21 protein-coding genes are annotated in these 22,219 nt (G+C 70.6%); 15 read left to right on the top strand and 6 right to left on the bottom strand.

What is annotated here, in order from left to right; genetic code table 11:
- The first annotated feature begins 14 nt into the window (after window positions 1-14).
- The 3 genes from VF289_RS11790 to VF289_RS11780 are packed head-to-tail and all read left to right on the top strand — an operon-like array spanning window position 15 to window position 3,280.
- Window positions 15-929, top strand: a complete 915-nt coding sequence (locus tag VF289_RS11790) for a sugar ABC transporter permease (RefSeq protein ID WP_330884082.1) — start codon at window positions 15-17, stop codon at window positions 927-929.
- A 12-nt stretch (window positions 930-941) separates the two neighbouring features.
- Window positions 942-1,886, top strand: a complete 945-nt coding sequence (locus VF289_RS11785) for a carbohydrate ABC transporter permease (RefSeq protein WP_330884081.1) — start codon at window positions 942-944, stop codon at window positions 1,884-1,886.
- A gap of 8 nt (window positions 1,887-1,894) precedes the next feature.
- Window positions 1,895-3,280 carry a sugar ABC transporter substrate-binding protein gene (locus VF289_RS11780; RefSeq protein ID WP_330884080.1) on the top strand — a complete coding sequence of 462 codons (1,386 nt, stop codon included), beginning with the start codon at window positions 1,895-1,897 and terminating at the stop codon, window positions 3,278-3,280.
- A gap of 52 nt (window positions 3,281-3,332) precedes the next feature.
- On the opposite strand, the gene VF289_RS11775 is transcribed toward VF289_RS11780, so the two are convergent.
- Entirely contained in the window at window positions 3,333-4,493 is a 1,161-nt protein-coding gene (locus VF289_RS11775) for an ROK family transcriptional regulator (RefSeq protein ID WP_330884079.1), read from the bottom strand.
- Window positions 4,494-4,596: 103 nt separating this feature from the next.
- On the opposite strand from VF289_RS11775, the gene VF289_RS11770 reads away from it, so the two are divergent.
- Window positions 4,597-5,271, top strand: a complete 675-nt coding sequence (locus VF289_RS11770; RefSeq protein WP_330884078.1) for a hypothetical protein — start codon at window positions 4,597-4,599, stop codon at window positions 5,269-5,271.
- Window positions 5,272-5,314: 43 nt separating this feature from the next.
- On the opposite strand, the gene VF289_RS11765 is transcribed toward VF289_RS11770, so the two are convergent.
- Complete coding sequence (locus tag VF289_RS11765) at window positions 5,315-5,935, bottom strand: DUF4126 domain-containing protein (RefSeq protein ID WP_330884077.1); 621 nt, start codon at window positions 5,933-5,935, stop codon at window positions 5,315-5,317.
- 70 nt (window positions 5,936-6,005) lie between these two features.
- Window positions 6,006-6,662, bottom strand: coding sequence for a PH domain-containing protein (locus VF289_RS11760; protein WP_330884076.1), 657 nt, complete (start codon window positions 6,660-6,662; stop codon window positions 6,006-6,008).
- 106 nt (window positions 6,663-6,768) lie between these two features.
- On the opposite strand from VF289_RS11760, the gene VF289_RS11755 reads away from it, so the two are divergent.
- The 6 genes from VF289_RS11755 to VF289_RS11730 all read left to right on the top strand — a co-directional run bounded on the left by VF289_RS11755 (window position 6,769) and on the right by VF289_RS11730 (window position 13,637).
- Entirely contained in the window at window positions 6,769-7,395 is a 627-nt protein-coding gene (locus VF289_RS11755; RefSeq protein WP_330884075.1) for a hypothetical protein, read from the top strand.
- Window positions 7,396-7,710: 315 nt separating this feature from the next.
- On the top strand, window positions 7,711-8,343 hold the full coding sequence (locus VF289_RS11750; protein ID WP_330884074.1) for a DUF47 domain-containing protein: 633 nt from the start codon (window positions 7,711-7,713) through the stop codon (window positions 8,341-8,343).
- Entirely contained in the window at window positions 8,344-9,360 is a 1,017-nt protein-coding gene (locus tag VF289_RS11745; RefSeq protein ID WP_330884073.1) for an inorganic phosphate transporter, read from the top strand. It abuts the gene before it with no gap.
- Window positions 9,361-9,517: 157 nt separating this feature from the next.
- On the top strand, window positions 9,518-10,321 hold the full coding sequence (locus VF289_RS11740; protein ID WP_330884072.1) for a hypothetical protein: 804 nt from the start codon (window positions 9,518-9,520) through the stop codon (window positions 10,319-10,321).
- 109 nt (window positions 10,322-10,430) lie between these two features.
- The gene (gene pgm, locus VF289_RS11735) at window positions 10,431-12,068 is read left to right on the top strand and encodes a phosphoglucomutase (alpha-D-glucose-1,6-bisphosphate-dependent) (RefSeq protein WP_330884175.1); all 1,638 of its coding nucleotides are present in this window, start codon (window positions 10,431-10,433) and stop codon (window positions 12,066-12,068) included.
- Between the two features lie 384 nt (window positions 12,069-12,452).
- The gene (locus tag VF289_RS11730; RefSeq protein WP_330884071.1) at window positions 12,453-13,637 is read left to right on the top strand and encodes a PT domain-containing protein; all 1,185 of its coding nucleotides are present in this window, start codon (window positions 12,453-12,455) and stop codon (window positions 13,635-13,637) included.
- Window positions 13,638-13,700: 63 nt separating this feature from the next.
- On the opposite strand, the gene VF289_RS11725 is transcribed toward VF289_RS11730, so the two are convergent.
- On the bottom strand, window positions 13,701-14,219 hold the full coding sequence (locus VF289_RS11725; protein WP_330884070.1) for a protein tyrosine phosphatase: 519 nt from the start codon (window positions 14,217-14,219) through the stop codon (window positions 13,701-13,703).
- 156 nt (window positions 14,220-14,375) lie between these two features.
- On the opposite strand from VF289_RS11725, the gene VF289_RS11720 reads away from it, so the two are divergent.
- Genes VF289_RS11720 through VF289_RS11710 form a run of 3 tightly spaced genes read left to right on the top strand, consistent with a single transcriptional unit; the run spans window position 14,376 to window position 16,529 of the window.
- Window positions 14,376-14,861: a GNAT family N-acetyltransferase gene (locus VF289_RS11720; protein ID WP_330884069.1), complete on the top strand. Its 486-nt coding sequence runs from the start codon at window positions 14,376-14,378 to the stop codon at window positions 14,859-14,861.
- A gap of 7 nt (window positions 14,862-14,868) precedes the next feature.
- On the top strand, window positions 14,869-15,975 hold the full coding sequence (locus tag VF289_RS11715; protein WP_330884068.1) for an App1 family protein: 1,107 nt from the start codon (window positions 14,869-14,871) through the stop codon (window positions 15,973-15,975).
- Window positions 15,972-16,529, top strand: a complete 558-nt coding sequence (locus VF289_RS11710; protein ID WP_330884067.1) for a GNAT family N-acetyltransferase — start codon at window positions 15,972-15,974, stop codon at window positions 16,527-16,529. Before VF289_RS11715 ends, VF289_RS11710 begins: the two co-directional genes overlap by 4 nt.
- A gap of 15 nt (window positions 16,530-16,544) precedes the next feature.
- Here VF289_RS11710 and VF289_RS11705 read toward each other — a convergent pair whose 3' ends face one another.
- The gene (locus VF289_RS11705; protein ID WP_330884066.1) at window positions 16,545-17,486 is read right to left on the bottom strand and encodes an aldo/keto reductase; all 942 of its coding nucleotides are present in this window, start codon (window positions 17,484-17,486) and stop codon (window positions 16,545-16,547) included.
- A 90-nt stretch (window positions 17,487-17,576) separates the two neighbouring features.
- Between VF289_RS11705 and VF289_RS11700 the strand changes: the two genes are divergently transcribed.
- The gene (locus VF289_RS11700; protein ID WP_330884065.1) at window positions 17,577-18,179 is read left to right on the top strand and encodes a TetR family transcriptional regulator; all 603 of its coding nucleotides are present in this window, start codon (window positions 17,577-17,579) and stop codon (window positions 18,177-18,179) included.
- A 66-nt stretch (window positions 18,180-18,245) separates the two neighbouring features.
- Window positions 18,246-19,262: an aldo/keto reductase gene (locus VF289_RS11695; RefSeq protein WP_330884064.1), complete on the top strand. Its 1,017-nt coding sequence runs from the start codon at window positions 18,246-18,248 to the stop codon at window positions 19,260-19,262.
- A gap of 76 nt (window positions 19,263-19,338) precedes the next feature.
- Here the strand turns inward: VF289_RS11695 and ppc are convergent, their stop codons facing one another.
- The gene (ppc, locus tag VF289_RS11690) at window positions 19,339-22,167 is read right to left on the bottom strand and encodes a phosphoenolpyruvate carboxylase (RefSeq protein WP_330884063.1); all 2,829 of its coding nucleotides are present in this window, start codon (window positions 22,165-22,167) and stop codon (window positions 19,339-19,341) included.
- Window positions 22,168-22,219 lie beyond the last annotated feature (52 nt).

Here is a 22,219-nt window from a genome sequence, read left to right as displayed (position 1 = left end):
GAAAGAAGGAAGCCATGTCCACCGCGACGACGTCGACGCGGTCGGCCCCCACCAGACGCCGCCGGAAGGACGACACGAAGCTCGCGCTGCTGTTCATCACGCCCGCCTCGGTCGGCCTGCTGGTGTTCCTCGTCTGGCCGCTGCTGACCGGCCTGTACTACTCCTTCACGGAGTACACGACCCTCACCCCTCCGCAGTGGGTGGGCCTGGAGAACTACAGCCGACTGCTGAGCGACCCGGTGTTCTGGAACTCGCTGAAGGTGACGATCTGGTACGTCATCCTCAACATCGGCATCCAGACGATCGTGGCCCTGGTGGTCGCGGTGCTCATGCAGCGCCTCACCCAGTCCACGGTCCTGCGCTCCCTGGTGCTGGCGCCGTACCTCGTCTCCAATGTGGTCGCGGCGCTCGTGTTCCTGTGGATCCTGGACACCCAGCTGGGCATCTTCAACATCTTCCTGCAGTGGATCGGCTTCGACCCGGTCGCCTTCTGGGCCTCGGAGACCTGGGTGATCCCGACGATCGCCCTGGTCAACGTGTGGCGGCATGTGGGCTACACCGCCCTGCTGCTGTTCGCGGGCCTGCAGTCCATCCCCGCCCACCTCTATGAGGCGGCCCGCACGGAGGGCGCCGGGGAGATCGCGATGTTCCGCCGGATCACGATGCCGCTGCTGCGACCGATCCTGGCGCTGGTGCTGATCATGACCATCATCGGCTCCTTCCAGGTCTTCGACACCGTCTCGGTGACCACCGGCGGCGGCCCGGCCGACGCCTCGAAGGTGCTGCAGATGTACATCTACGACAACGCCTTCGCCCAGTACGAGTTCGGCTACGCCTCGGCGCTGTCGGTGGCGCTTCTGGTGATCCTCATGATCATCACCTTCGCGCAGTACCGGATGAGCAACGCCGGTCAGTCGGACCTGGACTGAGAGGACGCAGCCATGACCACCACCACTCCCGCCGTCGCCGCCGACACCACCGCCGCGCGTCCCGCCGGCACCCGACCCCGACGCCCCTTCCCTTGGGGGAAGATCCTCGCGTGGGCGGTGATGATCTTCTTCCTGTTCCTCACCGTCTTCCCCTTCTACTGGATGCTGCGCACCGCACTGTCCAGCAACAATGCTCTGGCCACCGATCCGTCCAGCCTGCTCCCCGTGGGGCTGAACATCGGCGGCTTCGAACGGGTCTTCGGCCTCCAGGACGTCGAGACCGCGATCTCCCAGGGCGGCTCCGGCGCCTCCATCAACTTCTGGCGCTACCTGCTGAACTCGGTGATCGTCGCGACCACGATCACCGTCGTGCAGACCTTCTCCTGCGCGATGGCGGCCTACGCCTTCTCACGCCTGCGCTGGCGCGGCCGGGAGACGGTGTTCATGATCTTCCTGGGATCGCTGATGATCCCGCAGATCTTCACCCTGCTGCCCAACTTCATCCTCATCAAGAACCTGGGCCTGGTGGACACGCTGCTGGGGATCATGCTGCCCTCGCTGTTCATCTCGAGCTTCGCGATCTTCTTCCTGCGGCAGTTCTTCAACAACATCTCGCGCGAGGTCGAGGAGGCGGCGCTGATCGACGGCGCCGGCAAGGTGCGGGTGTTCTTCACCCTGATCATGCCGATGGCGAGCGCGCCGCTGGCGACCCTGGCGCTGCTGACGTACATGTCCGCCTGGAACGAGTACTTCTGGTCGCTGATGGTCTCGTACACCGATCAGTCCCGCGTCCTCACCGTCGCGCTGGGCGTCTTCCGCGCCCAGGCACCGGGCACCGGTCCGGACTGGTCGGGGCTGATGGCCGCGACCCTGGTCGCGGCCGCACCCATGCTGATCCTCTTCGCCCTGTTCGCGAAGAAGATCGTCAACTCCATCGGCTTCAGCGGGATCAAGTGAGGTCAGACATGAACACCCGAGCACATTCTCCCCGCTCCCCCCTCTCCCGTCGTCGCCTGCTGCAGGGCTCCGCGGCCCTCGCGGCCGGTGCGGCCGGCTCCGCCGCTCTGGCGGCGTGCGGCGGCAGCGCCGCTCCCGCAGGTGCCACCGAGATCGACTACTGGTTGTGGGACGCCAATCAGCTGCCCGCCTACTCCGCGGCGATCGACCTGTTCATGGAGCAGAACCCGGACGTCTTCGTGCGCATCACGCAGCTGGGCTGGGACGACTACTGGACGAAGCTCACCGCGAGCTTCGTCGCGGAGGCCGGCCCGGATGCCTTCGCCGACCACCTCGCCCGTTTCCCGGAGTTCGTGCGCCTCGGGGTGATCGCCCCGCTGGACGACCTCGCCCCGCTCGCGGACATCACGGCAGACCACTTCCAGGAGGGTCTCCAGGAGCTGTGGAGCGATCAGGACGGCACCCGCTACGGGATCCCCAAGGACTACGACACCATCGCGGTGATGTACGACAAGAACCTCCTCGCCGAGGAGGGGCTCGCCCCCGAGGACCTCGAGGGCCTGGACTGGAACCCCGAGGACGGCGGCAGCTTCGAACGGATGCTGGCCCGGCTCACCCTGGACACCCACGGCGTGCGCGGCGATGAGGACGGCTTCGACCCGACCAGCATCGCCCGGTACGGCCTCGCCGCTGATGCGGGGACCGACTACACCGGGCAGACCAGCTGGTCGCCCTTCGCTCTCTCGACCGGATGGACCTTCACCGACGCGGAGACCTGGGGCACCAGCTTCAACTACGACGACGACCGCTTCACCGCGACGATGGACTGGTACTTCGGCCTGGTCGACAAGGGCTTCTTCCCGCCCTTCGGCACCTTCGGGGACTCCTCCCCCGCTCAGACCCAGCTGCAGTCCGGCTCGGCGGCGCTGGCGACGGTGGGCTCGTGGATGATCACCACCTTCGCGGGGATGGAGGGCATGGACCTGGGGATCGCGCCGCTGCCCGCTGGCCCGGTCGGCACCGCGATCTCCATGTTCAACGGGCTCGGCGATTCGATCTCCTCGCAGTCCCCGCACAAGGAGGAGGCGGCGCGGCTGATCGCCTTCCTCGCCTCGGACGAGGCGCAGCGGGTCATCGGGGAGCGGGCGCCGTTCTTCCCCGCGACCGACGCGGGCACGGAGGCGGCGATCGCGAGCTACGCCGAGGCGGGCCTGGACGTCACCCCGTTCACGGACCGGGTGGCGAACGGCGAGACCTCGCTGTACCCCTTGGTGGAGAACTCGGCATCGATCATGTCGATCATGCAGCCGGCCTTCGACGAGTGCTGGATGCGGCGGGCCGACGGCGAGGACTTCGTCGCCTACGACGAACGGGTCGACGCGCTGTTCGAGTGACTGCGCCGTTTGAGTGACAGCTCAGATCAGCTGCTCACGCCGGGGTCGTGCCTCAGGGCACGGCTCCGGCGAACTCCTGGATGGCGATCACGGCGACCCCGCGCGCCCACTCGTCGAAGTCTCCGCTGAGGGTGCGCACCACGAGATCGCGCTGACCTCCGCCGATGCCCTCGCGCAGGGTGTCCTCGAAGACGGAGCCGGCCGCGCGCAGCAGGTCCACGTTCTCGCCGCCGAGCACGATCGCCTCGGGATCGACCACGGCGACCAGGCCGACAGCGGCGATCGCGACCGCGCGCGCCGTCTGCGCCGCGATCGCAAGGGCGCCGGAGTCCTCGGCCGTGATCAGGGCGCGCAGCTCCTCGATCCCGTCCCCGTCGGTGAGCACCCCCTGCTCCCGTGCCCGCCGCAGCACCGCCGCCGTGCTCGCCAGCTCCCGGATCGGGATCGGATCTCCGTCGGCTGTGCGGTCCACGGGGAGCCGTCCCGTCAGCCCCGCCATGTGGTGGCGGCCGCGCACCACGCGGCCGTCGATCACGGTCGCGAGCCCCACCCCGGCGCCGACGGTGAGCACCGCGAAGGAGTCGTAGGTGCGGCCTATCCCGAACCAGTGCAGTCCGCTCACCATGGCGACCAGGTCGTTCTCGACGACCACCGGAAGGTGGACCCGGTCCTCGAGGGCGGCGGCGAGCTCGACGGGCTCCGCCCAGTCCAGAAGGTGCGAGGAGACCACTGTGCGGCGCTCGGCCACCAGGCCGCCCAGGCCCACCCCGATCCCGGCCACGTACGGGTGCGCGGCGATCATCGCCTCGGCCGCGACCAGGAGGGTCTCCAGGAGCGACTCCGGCGCGGTGCTGTCCAGTGCGAGCACGAGCTCCTCGAGGACGTTGCCGCGCACGGTGGTCACCACGGCGTGGACCTCTTCGGAGGTGACCTTGATGCCGATGAAGCGGGGCCCGCGGTTCTCCTCGATGTCCAGCGGCTCCTGGGGGCGTCCCTTGGTGCGGGCCACGGCGTCCAGGGGGTGGAGCAGGTCTCGCTCGAGCAGGTCCCGGGTGACGCGGGTGACCGTGGGAGCGGACAGCCCCAGTCGCCCGGACAGCTCGCTGCGGGAGCGGGGGCCGAAGCGCAGCAGGTCGCGGTAGACCGCGCGTGTGCTCTCGCCGACGAGCCCGGTGCTCACCGCGGCGGCGTCCGTGAGTTCTTCCCGCTGCATCCTGCGAGTTTATCCGCGCCCGGCGCGAATCTGACATGCTTCCTGTGACACCACTGCCGGGCGTCGTCCTCGATGCCCGCACCGCGACACCCCGGGGGGACCTATGAGCGAGAGCACCACGACCGACGAGCAGGTCACGATCTACACGGCGTACGAGATCGACTTCATGCTGGGCCTGCGGGACACCGACAACGGTCGCATCACGCGCGAGCAGGTGGGACTGCGCAGCGCTCCGGAGGCCGCGCAGGAGTTCGTCACCGCTGCGGTCACCTCCGGCCTGCGTGCCCGCGGGAAGGTGGAGCGCTCCGAGGACGGCCAGTGGCTGCTGGGCGAGGAGGGCCAGGTGGTCGCGACCGCGCTGACCGCCGCCGATCGCTGGCTGGGGATCGCCCTCGCCGAGGGCGAGGCGATGCGCATGGCCTTCATCATCAAGGCCAACGAGGCGGTCATCATGCTCACCCAGGACGAGCTGGACTCCTTCGTGGTCACCGCCCTGCCGGGGCCGGACCAGGTCCCCGCCTCGGTCTCCGACATCGTCGTGGCCTTCCTCGAGGGCGGCAACGAGCGCACCGTCTCCCTGCGCCGCACCGAGCTGGCCGCCCCCCAGGACCCGGTCCCGCTGATGTTCCACGTCGAGGCCGATGGCAGCTGGAAGTCCGGTCACCTGCCGCTGGACGAGGAGGGCGTCCTCAGCGTCTCCGATGTCAGCGCCGAGTCCGTGACCGAGGCCGCCCGCGCCCTGTGGGAGGACGGCGTCAGCCGGACGCCGGGCGCCTGACCCTGGCGCCCGACCTCGGAGCTCGGAGCTCGGAGCTCGGGGGTCAGGCCCCCGTCGGCGGCGTCCCCGTCGGCGGGGCTCCGGCTCGGCGGGCGCGGGCCTCGCTCAGCCGCCCCCTCAGGCCGTGATAGACGCGGCGGATCCGTACGACCAGGTAGATCCCGAGGCCCAGCAGGCCCAGGGCGAGCACCGCGGCGAGCGCCGGCAGCAGGAGCGTGAGCAGCCCCATGACCACCGCGGCGCCGTCCTCAGCGGTGGAGACCAGCGCGTTGGAGACAGGTTCCGGGGAGACGTTCACCGCGGCCCGCGCGGTGGACTTCGCGGCGTGGGCGCCGAAGGCGGTGGCTCCGCCGATCACTGCCATCACGATCGCGGTGGTGGTGTCGGTCTCGCCTCCCAGCAGGTAGCCGATCGCGCCGCCGGCGAGGGGGCGGATCACGGTGTGCAGCTGGTCCCAGGAGGAGTCGAGGAAGGCGATCTTGTCCGCGGCGAGGTCGACCAGCAGCAGGATCCCGGTGATCACCAGCAGATCGGTGCGCTGGAGCACCTCGGGGACCTGCTCGATGCCGAACACCCTCCCGCTGATCCCGAGCAGGAACATCATGAAGTAGGGCCGGACCCCGCTCACCCAGCCCGAGCCCAGCGTCATCAGCAGTGCGTCCATGCCGCTCCTCCTTCATCGATCCTGCCGCGGTCCTTCTCGGGCCCTGGCCCGTCCCGCACCTCTGGCGCGGTCAGAACGGGCGGCGGCCCGCCTGCTCGTACCTGCGCAGCTCGATCCGCAGGGCACGGATGTCCTGTCCGGAGGGCTGCCCGTAGGTCCAGATGTGGCGGTCGAAGGCCGGCATCAGCACGCGGGAGCCGTCGCGCAGCCGCAGCGCGGCGGTGAGCCAGTGCACGGGGTGCACCACCCGGGACTCGACCGCGTGGATGTCCTGCCAGGCGACGCTGCGGGAGCGGAACGCCCCGACCACGTACAGGCCGTCCTCGGAGATCTCGACCCGGGAGCGCGCGGTGGCCAGGGCCACCGCGCCGAAGCGGAGGCCCAGCAGCAGCAGGAGCAGGCCGCAGCTGCCGAGCGCGAACAGGACGATCAGCAGTCCGGTCCCCGGAGAACGGCCGTCCTCGACGGTCGCCAGCAGCAGCGCGATCGCGACGGCCGCGATCAGGGCACCTCCCAGCAGCAGGGCGGAGACGATGGCCCGCAGCGCGGTGTCCCTCGTGGCGGCGGCCGGGAACAGGGCGCGCACCTTTCTCCCGCTGCGGCGCTTCGCCCCTGCTCCTCGGCGCAGGTCGGAGACCATGCGCTCGACGGTCGCGCTGCTGCGGCCGTAGTCGGGCAGGGCGGTGCGCGGCCCGGACTCGGGGCCGATCTGCCGGGGGATGGTCATGTCACCACAGTAGTGCGGTCCGCGGTGCAGCGCGCGGTGGTCGACCACGCAGCGGCTGCCCGCGCAGTGGTGCGACCGGGGGGATCCGGCGCGTAGTGTGCGGAGCATGTCCTCGCACGGCTCGCCCGCTCCTCGATTCCGCCGCCCTGCCCCGCTGTACGCCTCGGTCGCAGAGAGCATCCCCGGCGCGCCGGATCCGGCGGCCTCCTCTGATCTTGCCCACGACTCCGCCCGCGCCCTGCTGGACGGTGTCTTCCACAGCTCGGATCCGGAGGTCGTCGAGCGCGTCGTCGCCCTCGCCTCCGAGGACGGCCTCACCGATCTCGCGGCCCTGTGGTCGGGTGCCCCCGCGACCACGCTGCCCGGGGCGCTGTGGCGCCTGTATGTGCTGTACACGTGGTCGCAGCGCAACGGCGACGATGTGGTGCGCCGATACCGCGCGGGCTCCCGCACCGTGCCGGGCCTGCGCTACCTCTCGGGCTTCTCGGAGCCGCCGGATGTCGCGCAGGTGCATCGCACGATGGACGACATCCTCCGCGGCGCCTTCACCGGCGACCTCGGGATGGCGCTGCGTCGCGCGGGAGCGGTGGCCACGATCGTGGCCCACGGGACGGCTCATCTGGCGGACGAGGACACCGGCGACGAGCGCACGCGACAGGCGGAGCGGCTGCTGAGCACCGGGGAGGAGCTCACCGCCGCCGGACACCGGGCGGAGACCGGCCAGCTGGACTGAGCTCACGGTCCGGCGTGATGCATCGCGGCGAGTCATCACCCGGCGCGGTGAGGCTCGACGCGTCGCGACAGCGCGCAGTGAGGCGCACGCCATGACCTCACGGGCCCGGCTTGCTCCCGCGCCGCCGTCGTGTTCTACGATTGGGACCGCGTCGGGCCGCGGTTGCCCCGGGCTCCAACATTTGCCGCTTCGAGCGGCCTTCGCGCCGACAGGCGCATCCCGGTCCGGCGCCCCACATCATGAACCGATCCGCGCCCGTTCCCGAGGGCACCAGCGGCGTCAGGCGCCCGTCGGCGCGAGGAGGCGACACCAGTGGTGCAGTTCCTCTCGCGGCTGTTCCCGCAGCGCACCGAGCGCCCCCTCTACGACCTCTTCGCGGAGCTGTCCGAGCTGCTGGTCCAGGCCGCGGACACCCATTCGAAGCTGCTCGGTCACGGCTACCGCGAGCGCACTCGCATCGCACCCCGGCTGCACGAGCAGGCGACCGTCTCCGAGGAGCTGTGCCGACGCATCGCGCAGCGGCTCGCGCACTCGCTCATCACGCCCTACGAGGCCGAGCTGCTCTATGACTTCGCGCTGACCATCGCGGACACCGTCGACTCCATGGAGCACACTGCGGAGCTGATGGTCATCTCGAAGGTCGGCACCCTGCCCACCCCGCTGCTGGACGCCGCCAAGGGCATCGAGCGGACGTCGGAGCTCACCGTGGCCGTCACCTGGAAGCTGGCACGGGTGCGTGATCTGGGCGACTACTACGAGCAGGTCCGCAAGCTCAAGCGCCAGGGCGACCGCCTGGTGCGGCGCGCTCTCGGGGAGCTGTACTCGCGCGGCGGAGCGAGCCAGGAGCTGCTGCCCCTGCACGATGTCGCCGCCTCGATCCGGGAGACCATCATCCTGCAGGAGCGTGCCGCACGGATCGCTGATCTGCTGCGGGTCAAGGACTCCTGAGTGACGCCGGTCCTGCTCGTCCTGGTCGTCGTCATGGCGCTGGCCATGGCGTACATGAACGGTTTCCACGACGCGTCCAACGCGGTCTCCACCACGATCGCGACCCGCACCCTGCGCGAGTCCACGGCGCTCGCGATGGCGGCTCTGCTGAACCTGCTCGGGGCTCTGCTGGGGATGGCTCTGATCCTGGTCACCGCGGAGTGGGCGGTGCGCCTGCTGGGGCTGGCCCCACTCACCGAGGCGACCGCCCAGGTCCCGGACACGCTCGGTCTGGCCCTGCTCGCGATCATGCTCGCCACCGTCGGATGGGATCTGCTCACCTGGTGGTACGGAATGCCGGCCTCCACCTGGCACGCCTTCTTCGGAGCCTCCCTCGGGGCCACCCTCGTGATCGGGGCAACGGCCCCCTGGGCTCTGCTGGGGTCACTCCTGGTCATCTCGCTCGTGGGGCCGCTGCTGTCCGCCGGGATCGCCTATCTGCTGATGCAGGCCCTGCTCCGCGCCGGGCGGAACGAGCGCGTGCAGCGCGGTCATCTCCGCTTCGCCCAGACCTTCTCCGCGGGCGCAGTCGCGACCGGGCACGGGATCGCGGACTCCCGACTTCCGCTGGCGGTGATCGTGATCGCCGCCTCCGCCGCCGAGTGGTCGCCGAGCGGGATGGTCCCGATGATGGTCGCGGTCTCGGTCGCGGTGGGGGCGGGGACGTTGATGGGCGGCCATCGGATCATCCGCACCCTGGGACGGCATCTCACCGATCTGACGGTCGCCCAGGGACTGGCGGCCGAGGTCTCCGCCGCGGCGACCATGTCGGTGAGCCTGTTCGGCCTCGACGCGCCCGTCTCGACCTCGCACGCGCTGGCCTCGAGCGTCGTCGGCGCGGGGGCCGCCAAAGGGCTGCGGAACGTGCGCTGGAAGGTGGCGCGGACCATCGTGCTGATCTGGCTGGTCACGCCGCTGGCCACTGCGGTGCTGGGTGCAGCGCTCGTGGGGATCATGCTGGAGGTCACCGGGCACTGACCCGACCCCGCTCACCGCGACCCGGACACTGCGACCCGCACGCCGTGGCCCGCACGCCGTGGCACGAATCCTGAGGCCCGAATCCTGAGACCAGGTCCCCGGATCCTCGGAGGATGGGCCACTACCCTGGACGGATCCACCTCGTGAAGGAGCACTGATGTCCGACGGTGAGTCCGCGGCGCCCACGCCGCGACAGCGCCCCAGCTACGGGCTGCCGGGACCGACCGCGCCCTCCCCGAGCTCCGCACCGTCGGCCGCCCCGCAGGGGTCGTACGGCGCTCCCGGAGCGCACGGCGCTCCCGATGCGCACGGGACCTCCGGGGCCCACGGCGCGGCCGACGCGTACGGGCGGGACCCCTACGCCCCGCAGACGGGTCCGCTGCCCGGGAGCGGTCCGCAGCCAGGGGGCGGTCCGCTGCCGTCGTCGGGTCCGTCCCGCCCTCGCCGTCGCCGCGGCCTGTGGCCGCTGATCATCGGCCTGGTGCTCCTGCTGGTGATCGGCCCCGCTGCGACGATCGGCGGGATCGTGTGGTCGGTCGGCTCCCTCGCCGCCGACGCCTCCCAGGGACCGACGGTCATGGAGGGCGGCTCCGCCGAGGTCGAGGTGAGCGCCAACGAGATGCTCATCGTGTACGTCCCGCAGGCTGACGCCGCGTCGGCGCAGTGCACGGCGGAGGGCTCGGACCCCGGCGCGGTGACCACGGTGCCGAGCTCCAGCTCGATCACCTTCGCCGACGGCTCCGAGTACGTGCAGACCCTCGGCGTGGCCGCGATCGACGACACCACCGTCACCGTGTCCTGCACTGGCACCGAGGAGCCTGCCTACCTCGGCCCGTACAGCGTGTTCGGCATGGCCGCCCCGCTGCTGATCGGACCGATCGTCGGGCTGGTCTCCGGTCTGGTCGGACTGGTGCTGACCATCATCGGCATCGTGCTGCTGGTGCGTTCGCGGCGCTCCTGACCCACGCGGGCCCGCGCCGTCTCAGCACGCAGTCGCTCCCCGTCCCCGGGCCCCCTCCCTGTCCTACAGTGAGCCCAGGACCCCGACTCTCGAGGATGGAGTGGTGATGATGCACCCCCGTGCAGGCCAGAAGGCACTGGAGGAGGACCTCGTCGACGTCGACGCGCTCCTCGACGCGTACTACGACAACCATCCGGACCCCGCGGACCCCGATCAGGCGGTCGCCTTCGGCACCTCGGGACACCGTGGCTCCTCGCTCGACACGGCCTTCAACGAGGACCACATCGCCGCGACCACGCAGGCGATCGTCGAGTACCGCGCCGCGCAGGGGATCCGGGGGCCGCTGTTCATCGGGCGCGACACCCACGCCCTCTCCCGCCCCGCCTTCGACACCGCGCTCGAGGTGCTGGCCGCGAACGACGTCGCCGTCCAGGTCGACTCGCTCGACGGCTACACCCCCACCCCCGCGGTCTCCCACGCGATCCTGATGCACAACCGGGGCCGGGCGGCGAACGATCCCGGGCGGGCCGACGGCATCGTGGTCACCCCCAGCCACAACCCGCCCCGGGACGGCGGCTTCAAGTACAACCCGCCCCACGGCGGCCCCGCGGACACCGATGCGACCTCCTGGATCGCGGACCGCGCCAACGAGCTGCTCACCGAGAGCCTGCGCGGCGTGCGCCGCCACGGACGCCAGAAGGCGCTGCAGGACGCGGAGCGCTACGACTTCCTCCACACCTATGTGCAGGATCTTCCGAACGTCATCGATCTCGAGGCGATACGTCGGGCCGGGGTGCGCATCGGCGCGGATCCGCTGGGCGGCGCGGCGGTGGACTACTGGGCCGAGATCGGCGAGATGCACGACCTCGACCTCACCGTGGTCAACCCCGAGGTGGATCCCCGCTGGTCGTTCATGACCCTGGACCGCGACGGCAAGATCCGCATGGACTGCTCGAGCCCCTGGGCGATGGCCTCGCTGCTCGAGAAGCGCGACGAATACGACATCGCCACCGGCAATGACGCGGATGCGGACCGTCACGGGATCGTCACGCCCGACGCCGGGCTGATGAACCCCAACCACTACCTCGCCACCGCGATCCGCTACCTCTTCGCGCACCGGCCGCACTGGCCGACGACAGCGAAGGTGGGCAAGACCCTGGTCTCCTCCAGCCTGATCGACCGGGTCGTCGCCTCGCTGGGCCGCGAGCTGTACGAGGTGCCGGTGGGCTTCAAGTGGTTCGTGCCGGGCCTGATCGACTCCTCCGTGGGCTTCGGCGGCGAGGAGAGCGCCGGCGCCTCGTTCCTGCGCCACGACGGCTCGGTGTGGACCACGGACAAGGACGGCATCATCCTCGCGCTGCTGGCCTCGGAGATCCTAGCGGTCACGGGCCGCTCCCCCAGCACCCTGCACGCCGAGCTGGTCGAGGAGTTCGGCACGAGCTACTACGCCCGCACGGATGCCCCGGCGAACCGGGAGCAGAAGGCGAAGCTGAAGGCGCTCAGCGCCGATCAGGTCAGCGCCACCGAGCTCGCCGGGGAGCCGATCGTCTCGGCGATCACGGAGGCTCCTGCGGGCGGTGCGATCGGCGGCCTGAAGGTGTCCACGGAGTCGGCCTGGTTCGCCGCTCGCCCCTCGGGCACGGAGGACATCTACAAGATCTACGCCGAGTCCTTCCAGGGCGAGGAGCACCTGGCACAGGTCCAGGACGCCGCGAAGGCGCTCGTGGACGAGGCCCTCGCCGACTGACCCTCGCCCGCTCCCTCTCGCCGGGTGACAGCAGGTCCGGCGTCGCAGCGGTGCCCCGCCGGACCGAAACCCGCCGACCACTTTTCGGGCAACCGTTCTCCCACCTGCGAGGCGGTCCTGCGCGGGGCGAGCACTGTTTCCGCAGGTCGCTTGCAAAGCATTGGTCAAGCTATGGCCAATTTGACGTAACTCACGTGGGCGTGGCCCCGTGCACAGCTCCCTTGCGCAGGTCCTCCGACGGGTGAAACATGGGGTCGAAAGTAAAGGGTCGGTAGGGTAATGTGCTCCGTCGGACCCACCAGCCATGACACCGACCGCAGCCGCTGAGCTCGCGACAAGGGAGGGGGGACCACGCCTATGCGACTGCGTGCGCGTCTCTGTGCCGTGTCCGCGACGCTCGCCGTCGCGACGCCCTTCGCCGCAGCTCCCGCCCTCGCGGAGAGCCCGGACATCGCACCAGATGCCACGTCGCAGTCGGAGTCGAGCACGTCCACGGTCGTGGAGGCCCCGGACCCCGAGTCCATCGAGGATCGGCCCGAGCCGACCGAGGACGAGACCGAGCCGACCGAGGGCGAGGACGAGACTCCCGACAGCGAAGTCAAAGTCGAGGGCTCGCAATCCGACACCGAGGACAGTGTCGGCGAAGGCTCCGGCGGTGCCGACGAGTCAGAGGAAGTGCACGACTCCGATGGCATCTCAACCGGCGGCAACACCGTTCACGATCCGGTCTGCGGAGATCCCGACAAGGGCTCCGTCCTCGCCATAGTTCTGGAGTGCGACCTCTCGGGAGGCGGCGGGGACTCCAGCGGCGGGATCAAGGAGTCCGGGGGATCGAGTAATGGCGGCGATCGAGGCGACGTTGCGGCCCAGCCGACCGACGACGTGTCTGGCAAACCGACCAAGGAGCCGACCGAGGATCCGACCGACGGGCCGACCGAGGATCCGACCGACGGGCCGACCGAGGGTGCGACTGACGGGCCGACCGAGGATCCGACGGACAATGCGACCGAGGATCCCCCCACCGAGTCACCCACAACGAGCACTCCCCCCGAGTCGACCGAGCCCACGACTCCCCCTGCACCGGAGCCGACCGAGACCGAGTCCTCCGCCCCGGCGGAGCTGACACCCGAGCGCGAGTCACCGGAACCGGAACCGGAGCCCGCACCCGCGCCGGCTCCCGCTCCCGCCTCCGAGCCCGCCCCGGCAGATCCGACGGATGCGCCGGTGGAGCCCGAGAGCCCTGCCGCCAGCCGTTCGGGAGAGCGCGGAGAGACCAGCCAGACCAGCGGTTCCGCCGTGACCAGCGAGTCAGACAGCAGTGAGCAGGCGGGAGCCGCCACCAGCGAGGAGCCTCCCCTCTCCCCCAGTCCGGTCCCGCAGCCGACCCCCGCCTCCGAGGAGGGCGGTCCCGTCGTCCGGCTGTTCAACGCCATCTCCGACGGCTCCGACTCCGCGTTCGGGAAGATGCGGCAGGTCATCATCATCGCGCTCGGGATCGGCTTCCTCACCACGGCCGGGTTCGTCGGTGCGACCGTCCACAGCAACCGCTCCACCGGGCACAAGGACTGACGGCGCACGAGAGCTGACGCCGGGACGGCCGCCCCCTCGCAGCCACTCCCCCGCGGGATCGCCTCAGCGCTCCGCGAGCAGCTCCCGGGCACGCGCGAGGATTCCCGGCACGCTCAGCTGCATCTGCCGGATCGTCCGGTCGAAGGCGCCCTGCCCCTCGTACCACGGGTCCTCGACAGCGATATCCGTCGCCGGCGCCTCCGCCGGGATGCCCGGCTCGAAGCGCCGCCACATCCGGATCTCGGGCACGGCGGCGCCCTCGGGCGCCTGCTCCACCATCCGCCGCATGCGCTGGGCGTGGTCCGCCGTCATCGGCAGCACCAGATCCCAGGCCAGCAGCTCGGTGAGGTGGATGGTGCGCGCGGCATGCTCGAACGGGCGGGAGTAGCCGGCGCGCTCGAGGGCGAGCTCGGTGCGGTCATCCATCGGCATCCCCTCCGCCTCCCAGCTGGTGCCCGCGGATCCGACCTCGACACGCCCGGCCAGCCCCTCCTCGGCGAGGGCGGCGCGCAGCATCACCGCGGCGGCCGGGGAACGGCACACATTGCCGGTGCAGACGGTCAGCAGGCGAAGAGGCTCCATCCCCCCATTGTGTCAACGTCCAGCCGATGGGAGCGCCGAACCGCTGGGGAACGTACACTGGATGGCGAGTGCATGCGGTGCCTGCGGCAACGCGAGAGCATGATCGCCAGGGCCCCACGGCCCGTGACCACGCAACGACGGCTCAGGAGGACACCCATGGCCGAAATCATCCGCGCCCACGACGACGACTGGTCGCTCGTGCGCGAGATCCGTCTCCGGTCCCTCAGCACGGATCCTGCCGCCTTCGGGCAGAGCTGGGAGAAGGAATCCACCTACGAGGACACCGTCTGGGAGCAGCGCGTGCAGGACGCCGCCTGGTTCCTGGCCGTCGAGGACGATCAGCCGGTCGCGGTCGTCGCGGTCCGCCACGAGCAGGACTCCCCCGCCAACGAGCGTGAGCTCCAGGCGATGTGGGTGACCCCGAAGTCACGTCACGAGGGCATCGCCGGCAAGCTCGCCGAGGCCGTCTTCGAGTGGTCGCGCGAGGACGGTGCGGACACCATCACGCTGTACGTCGGCCCGAAGAACGATGGAGCTCGCGCCCTTTACGAGGCGCTGGGCTTCGCCGACACGGGCGACCGCTGGGAGATCGTCGAGGATGACCCCGACGGTGCCTGGCTGAAGATGTCACGCGGCCTCTGAGACCCCGGTGGGGATCTCGTCACGGCTGAGCTCGGCCCGCGGGGCGCTCCGCGCCGTCGCCTCCCGTTCGAGCACCGACCGCCCGCACTGGGCGGCGCAGATCGAGGACGTCAAGAATTCGGTGGTGGGCGGCGCTCTGCGTCGCCTGCGCTGGGACCTGCGGCTCCAGCCGTTCCACGGCTTCGGCTCCGGTGATCGGGTGCGGGTGCTGGCGAAGGTCCTCTACGCCTCGCCCGGCACCCCTGCGGACTTCCACGACCAGCCGGTCCACGACATGCGCACGATGGCGGTGCGCGGCTGGCGGAACTTCGCGTCACAGGTGGCTCCTCACCGCACCGTCCACGTGCTCCTCGGCGATCAGCAGTTCACGGTGCGAGCGGACCGGTCCGGGATCGTCGACGCCGAGCTCGACATCGCCCTGTCCCCAGGTCGCCACGCGGCCGTGCTGTGGACCGTCCCCGGCAACGAGGTCACGGCGGACATCACGGTGGTCCCGCGCGAGACACGGGTCGGCCTGGTCAGCGACATCGACGACACCGTGATGGTGACCTGGCTGCCGCGGCCGATGCTCGCCTTCTGGAACGCCTTCGTGATCCACCAGTCCTCCCGGCAGGTGGTGCCCGGCATGCCGATGCTCTATCAGCGCCTGGCCCGCGAGCACCCGTCGATGCCTGTCTTCTACCTCTCCACCGGCGCCTGGAACGTGTTCCCCGTGCTGAAACGGTTCCTCTACCGCAACGGCTATCCGGACGGCCCGCTGCTGCTCACCGACTGGGGCCCGACCAACACCGGATTCTTCCGCTCCGGCCCCGAGCACAAGCATCGTGCCCTGGAGCAGCTCGCCGCGGAGTTCCCGGAGCTGCGCTGGATCCTGGTGGGAGACGATGGCCAGCACGACCCCACGATCTATGCAGAGTTCTCCGACCGCCACCCGGAGCAGGTCGACTCCGTGCTGATCCGTCAGCTCACCGAGCCCGAGCAGATCCTCTCCCACGGCTCCCGACGACCGCGGGAGTCCTCCGGTCTCCACCAGGGAACACCGCTGACCCTCTCCGCTCCCGACGGCCATGGCCTGCTCGTCGAGCTCCAGCGCACCGGGCGCATCTCCTCATGACGGCGCGGCCCGGCACGCGGGGCGGCACGGAGGTGCTCCTCCGCCCCGCGCACGAGGACGACGTGGACGCGCTGGTGGACCTGGTGCAGCGGGCCTATCGCGGCGAGGGCGGCTGGACCACCGAAGCGCATCTGGTGGACGGCCACCGGACGGACGCCGACGAGGTCCGGGCCCTGCTCGCCGATCCCGCGATCACCCTGCTGGTCGCCGAGACAGGCGGCGTGGCCGTCGGCTGCTGCTACACCCGCCGTGATCCCGCCGACGCGGACGGCACGCGCCGGGCGGAGCTGGGCCTGTTCGCCGTGGATCCCTCGGCCCAGTCCCGGGGGCTCGGGGGCCGCCTGCTGGAGGCGCAGGCCGAGCTCCTGCGCGAGGCGGGCATCGACCTGCTGGTGATCCAGGTCCTGCAGTCCCGTCCCGAGCTGCACGCCTGGTACGAGCGCCACGGCTTCGTCACGGTGGGCCGCTCCGTCCCGTTCGCGGGCAATCCCGAGTGGCTGAAGGTGGCCGGCCTCGGGATGGACGTCATGGAGCGCTCGCTGCGCATGCCGTAGGCGATCGGTGAGCGCTCAGAAGTCCAGCCGCCCGCCGATGCCTCCCTCGGGGACGATCGACGCGATCCGATCGAGGTCCGCGGCACTGAGCTCGAGGGCTGCGGCGGCGATGTTCTCGTCCACCCGTGCGGCGCTGCGCGAGCCGGGGATGGGGACGATCTCCTCGTGCTGGGCGAGGAGCCACGCAAGGGACAGCTGGGAGATCGTCGCGTCCCGGCTCTCGGCGAGGGCCGTGAGCTCGGCGACCAGTTCCTGGTTGGCCTCGAAGTTGCCCGGTGCCCACCACGGGGTGAGCTGTCGGGCGTCGTCGGCTTCGTACGCTGTCCGCGGTCGCGCCGCGCCGGTGAGGAATCCGCGGGCCAGCGGCGAGTAGGCCACCAGTCCGATCCCCAGCTCCTCCAGGATGGGCAGGATCTCCTCCGCCTCCCTCGCGAAGAGCGAGTACTCGGTCTGGAGCACGCTGATCGGGTGCACGGCGTGAGCGCGGCGGATGTTCGCGACGGAGGTGTTGGACAGGCCGAGGTAGGAGACCGTGCCGGCCTGGACTTGCTCCGCCATCACTCCCACGACCTCCTCGATCGGCACGGCAGGATCATCGATGTGCTGATAGAGCACATCGAGATGGTCGACGCCGAGGTTGCGCAGGCTTCCCTCGACCACCTCACGGATGTGCTCGGGCCGGGAATCGGTGCCATAGGAGGGCGTGAACCCGAACTTGGTGGCGATGGTGACCTGGTTCCGGATAGGGCGGAGCGCCGCGCCCAGGAGCTTCTCCCCCTCGCCCCAGCCGTAGAGCTCGGCGGTGTCGAAGTGGGTGACGCCCGAGTCGTGGGCGCGACGGATGGCGGCGATGGACTCGGTGTCGTCGCTGGGACCGTAGGCCATCTTGGTGCCCATGGCGCCGTAGCCGATCGCGGAGGCGGTGAGCCCCTGCTGGCCGAGGGTTCGTGTCTGCATGAGGGATCCTTCTCGTCGGGAACTGTGATGTCAGCATACGCCACATCTGTCTGAGTCAGACACTTTTGGCTCTCGGCGTATCATGGCCGCATGGTTGAGACCTCCCCGCCCCGGCCACGCGCACTGCGTCAGATCACGCGCGACGCCGTCCGCACCCGCATCGCCGACATCGCGATCGACCTGTTCGCCGAGCACGGCTTCGACAGGGTGACCGTGGACCAGATCGCCGCGGCCGCCGGCATCTCGACCCGCAGCTTCAACCGCTACTTCCCCGTGAAGGAGGACACGGTGATGGGCGACGCGGAGCTCTGGGGCGAGACCGTCCGGGACGCCTTCATCGCCCGCCCGTCCGAGGAGCCGGCATGGGCTTCCCTGCACTCGGCCTTCGACAGGATGCTCGCGACCTCGCAGGTGGACGCCGCCCGGGAGAAGAAGATGCTCCTCGTGCTGGTCGGCGCTCCGACGCTGCGGGCCCGCCACCTCGAGAAGCACCAGTCCTGGGCCGGACTGCTGGTCCCGCTCGTGCGCGAGAGACTGGCGGGGAGCGACACGGAGGTGCGCGCCGAGGCGATCGTCCACGCCGCCATCGCCTGCTTCGACGTGGCCGTGATGTCCTGGGCACGTGCTGAGGAGGACCGTCCCGCACGGGAGTTCCTGCGGATCGCCTTCGACGCGCGTCTCGTCTCCGCCTGAGCCGCGGCCATCTCACCGGCGGGACGGCCGCCCTTGCCGACGAGAGCCTGCGACTAGGGTCAGGAGATGAGCACTGACGCCTACCTCCCGGCAGCCTCCCGCTATGACCGCACCCCGTACCGTCGCGTCGGCCGATCCGGCGTACAGCTGCCCCCGATCTCCCTGGGCCTCTGGCAGAACTTCGGCGAGAACCGTGATCCCCTGACCCTGCGCACCATCGTGCGCCGCGCCTTCGACCTCGGCGTGAACCACTTCGACCTGGCCAACAACTACGGCCCTCCCCCGGGCAGTGCAGAGACCCAGCTGGGCCGCATCCTCGCCCAGGACTTCCGCGCCCACCGCGACGAGCTCGTCATCTCCTCGAAGGCCGGCTACCGCATGTGGGAGGGCCCCTTCGGCGACGGCGGCTCCCGGAAGTACCTGCTGAACTCCCTGGACCAGTCGCTGGATCGCCTGGGCCTGGATCACGTGGACATCTTCTACCACCACCGCGGGGACTCCGAGACCCCGCTCGAGGAGACCATGGGAGCCCTGGACCAGGCCGTCCGCAGCGGCCGCGCCCTGTACGCGGGAGTCTCGAACTACTCCCCCGAGAAGACTCGCCAGGCCGCGCAGATCCTGGCCGACCTCGGTACGCCGCTGCTGATCCACCAGCCCTCGTACTCGATGTTCAACCGCCACGTCGAGGGCGGTCTGCTCGAGACCGTGGACGAGCTCGGTGTGGGCCTGGCCGTCTTCTCCCCGCTGCAGCAGGGACTGCTCACCAGCCGCTACCTCACCGGGGTCCCGGACACCTCCCGGGCTGCGGGCTCCGGGGGCTCGCTCAGCGAGCGCCAGGTCACCGGTTCGGACTACCTCGCGCGGGTGCGCGGGCTCTCCGCGATCGCCGAGGAGCGCGGCCAGAGCCTCGCCCAGCTCGCCCTCGCCTGGACCCTGCGCCACCCGCAGGTGAGCACCGCCCTGGTGGGGGCCTCCTCGGTGCAGCAGCTCGAGCAGAACATCGCCGCCGCCGAGAAGCTGGACCTCGGCGAGGAGGAGCTGGCACGGATCGAGCAGTTCGCGGTCGACGGCACCGCCCGCTGACCACGCCCGGCAGCACGACGACGGCGCGGGCGGCACCCCAGGGGGTGCCGCCCGCGCCGCTGTGCGGAGCCGGGGCTCAGCCGGTGTTCTTCAGACCCGCTGCGACACCGTTGATGGTGGTCAGCAGCGCGCGCTGCAGCTCGGGCGAGAGCTCCTCGCCGCGGGCCGAGGCGGCACGCGCCCGCTGCAGCATCGCGACCTGCATGTAGGAGATCGGATCGAGGTAGCGGTCGCGCACCGCGAGGGTGCGCTTGAGGATGGGCTGGTTGTCCAGCAGATCCAGCACCCCGGTGAGCCGCTCGATCTCCGCGACAGAGAGCTCGTACTCCTCACGGATCAGGTCGAAGAGGTACCACAGGTGCTCCGGCACCAGCGAGTGCACGTAGTGCGCGGCGATCTGCATGTCCGTCTTCGCGAGCGTCATCTCGACGTTGCTGATCACGGTGCGGAAGAAGTGCCAGTTGCGGTACATCTCGTGCAGATCGGGCTCGAGGCCCGCCTCGCGGGCGGCCTTCAGGCCGGAACCGGCGCCGAACCAGCCGGGCACGATCTGCCGCGACTGGGTCCAGCCGAACACCCACGGGATCGCCCGCAGCCCGTCCAAGCCCTTGGAGGAGGTGGTGCGCTTGGAGGGGCGCGAGCCGATGTTCAGGTCGCCGAGCTGCTCGACCGGGGTCGCGGAGACGAAGTACTCCGGCAGGTTCTCGTCGTCCACCAGCGTGCGGTAGCGCGCGAAGGATGCATCGGAGACCGACTGCATGACCTCGCCGAAACGCTCCAGCTGCTCGGGGGTGGACCGCGGAGAGGTGTGCAGCGCGGAGCCCTCGAGCACGGCGGCCAGCGACAGGTCCAGGTTCTCCCGGGCCAGCGAGGGCAGCATGTACTTGTCGGAGATGACCTCGCCCTGCTCGGTGAACTTGATCTCGCCCTCGAGCACGCCGTACGGCTGGGCCAGGATCGCGTCATAGGTGGGGCCGCCGCCGCGGCCGACGGACCCGCCGCGGCCGTGGAACAGGCGCAGGGTCACGCCGTGGCGCGCCGCCGTATCGCGCAGCGAACGCTGGGCCTGGTGGATCTCCCACTGGGAGGTGATCACACCGGCATCCTTGTTGCCGTCCGAGTAGCCGAGCATGACCTCCTGGCGATCGCCGCGCAGGCGGACGATCTCCCGGTAGGAGGGATCGCCCAGCAGCTCGTCGAGGATCTCGCCCGCGTGGCGCAGCTCGGAGACCTCCTCCAGCAGCGGCACGAAACCGATGTCGGCGCGATGCTCCTCGCTTCCGGCGATGCTGATCAGGCCCGCCTCGCGGGCCAGCAGCGCGGCCGCGAGCACGTCGTCGGCGCCGTGGGTCATCGAGATGATGTACGTCTCGATGACGGAGGTGCCGTAGAGGCGGTGCGCGTCCCGGATCTCACGGAACACGTTGTAGGTGGTGCGGGTGGCGTCGTCGAGGATCGAGGAGTCCTCGGTGATCGCGGAGCCGACCAGCGGTCGCCGGCTGCCCAGCTCGCGTCCCAGCACCGAGGTGCGCTCCTCGCGGCTCAGCTCCATGTAGGGCCGGTCCAGCTCGCCCACCCGGTCGAACAGCAGCGCGAGCACCTCGTGATGCTTCTCGGAGTGCTCTCGCACGTCGAGGGTGGCGAGGTTGAGGCCGGAGGCGGCCAGCACCTGCTGCGCGACGGCGAGGGCGCCGTCGGCGGCGCGCTCCCCGCCGTGGCGGCGCAGGGCCTCGCGCAGCACCGTGAAGTCCTCCTGGAGCTCCGCGCCGTCGCTGTAGTCGCGGCCGTGGACATGCGCGTCGCCGGTGCGGATGCGCTCCTTGGTGGCGCGCAGCTTCGAGCGCATCGCCCCGAGCTTGAGGCGATAGGGCTCCTCGCGGTAGAGGTCCTGCTGGAGGGGATCGAGCTCGGACTCGTGGGAGAGGTCCTCGGCCAGGCTCTCGCGCAGCGCCTCGTCCTCGCCGGTGAGCTCGCTGGAGACCGACAGCTCGAGGATCAGGTCCGAGAGCAGCTCGACGGCGAAGTCGATCGAGGTCTCGGCCTGCAGCTGCAGCACCTCGCGGGTGACCTGGGCGGTGACGAAGGGGTTGCCGTCGCGGTCGCCGCCGATCCAGGAGCCGAAGCGCAGCGGGACCTGGCCGTCGCGCAGGTCTGCGCCGTGGGCGCGCAGCTCCTCGCGCAGATCGTCGAGCATGCCCGGCATCGTCTGGCGGAAGATCTGGCGCAGGTAGTACAGGGCGTTGCGGGCCTCGTCCTGCGGGGTGGGGCGCTGGCGGCGCAGCTCGTCGGTCTGCCACAGCGTCTCGACGAGCTCGGCGAGGTCACGGTCCTGGCGCCGGCGCTCGACCGTCCCCTCCTCGGTCTCCTCCCCGAGGATGTCCGAGATGCGGCGGAGCTTCGTCAACACGGCGCGGCGGGAGGCCTCCGTGGGATGCGCGGTGAAGACCAGGCGCACGTCGAGGGAGTCCACGGCCTGCTGCAGACCCTCCGGGCCGAGCTCCTCATGGACGGCGCGCACGGTGCGCGGCATCCAGGACTCGGCCCCGGGCCGCTCGTCGAGCGCTCGCACCCGGTAGACCTGCTCGGCCGCGTTGGCGAGCAGGAAGTACTGCGCGAACGCGCGCGTCAGAGCCGTGGCCTGCTCGATCGGGAGCTCGGCGAGCCGCTTCTGCACGTCCAGGGCACTGGCCTCGGAATCGGCGGACTTCGCCTCCTTCGTCAGCTTGCGGACCTGCTCGACGAGGTCGAGCATCTCCTGTCCGTGCTGGTCTGCGAGGGCACGGCCCAGCAGGGTCGACAGGCGGCGGACGGTCGCCCGCAGCGGGGCGTCGATATGAGGGTCGTCGCCGACGACGGGGAACTCGCTCGTCAGCGTCGGGACGGCGATGGCGTCGGGGTGTGGCACAGGGTCTCCTGGGGTCGGCACGCCGGACAGCGGCCGCCGACAGAACACGCAG

This window comes from Brachybacterium sp. (genome assembly GCF_036379615.1).
GTDB lineage: Bacteria > Actinomycetota > Actinomycetes > Actinomycetales > Dermabacteraceae > Brachybacterium.
Note: the sequence above shows the minus strand (reverse complement) of the source record. Positions and strands in the feature narration are given on the sequence as shown.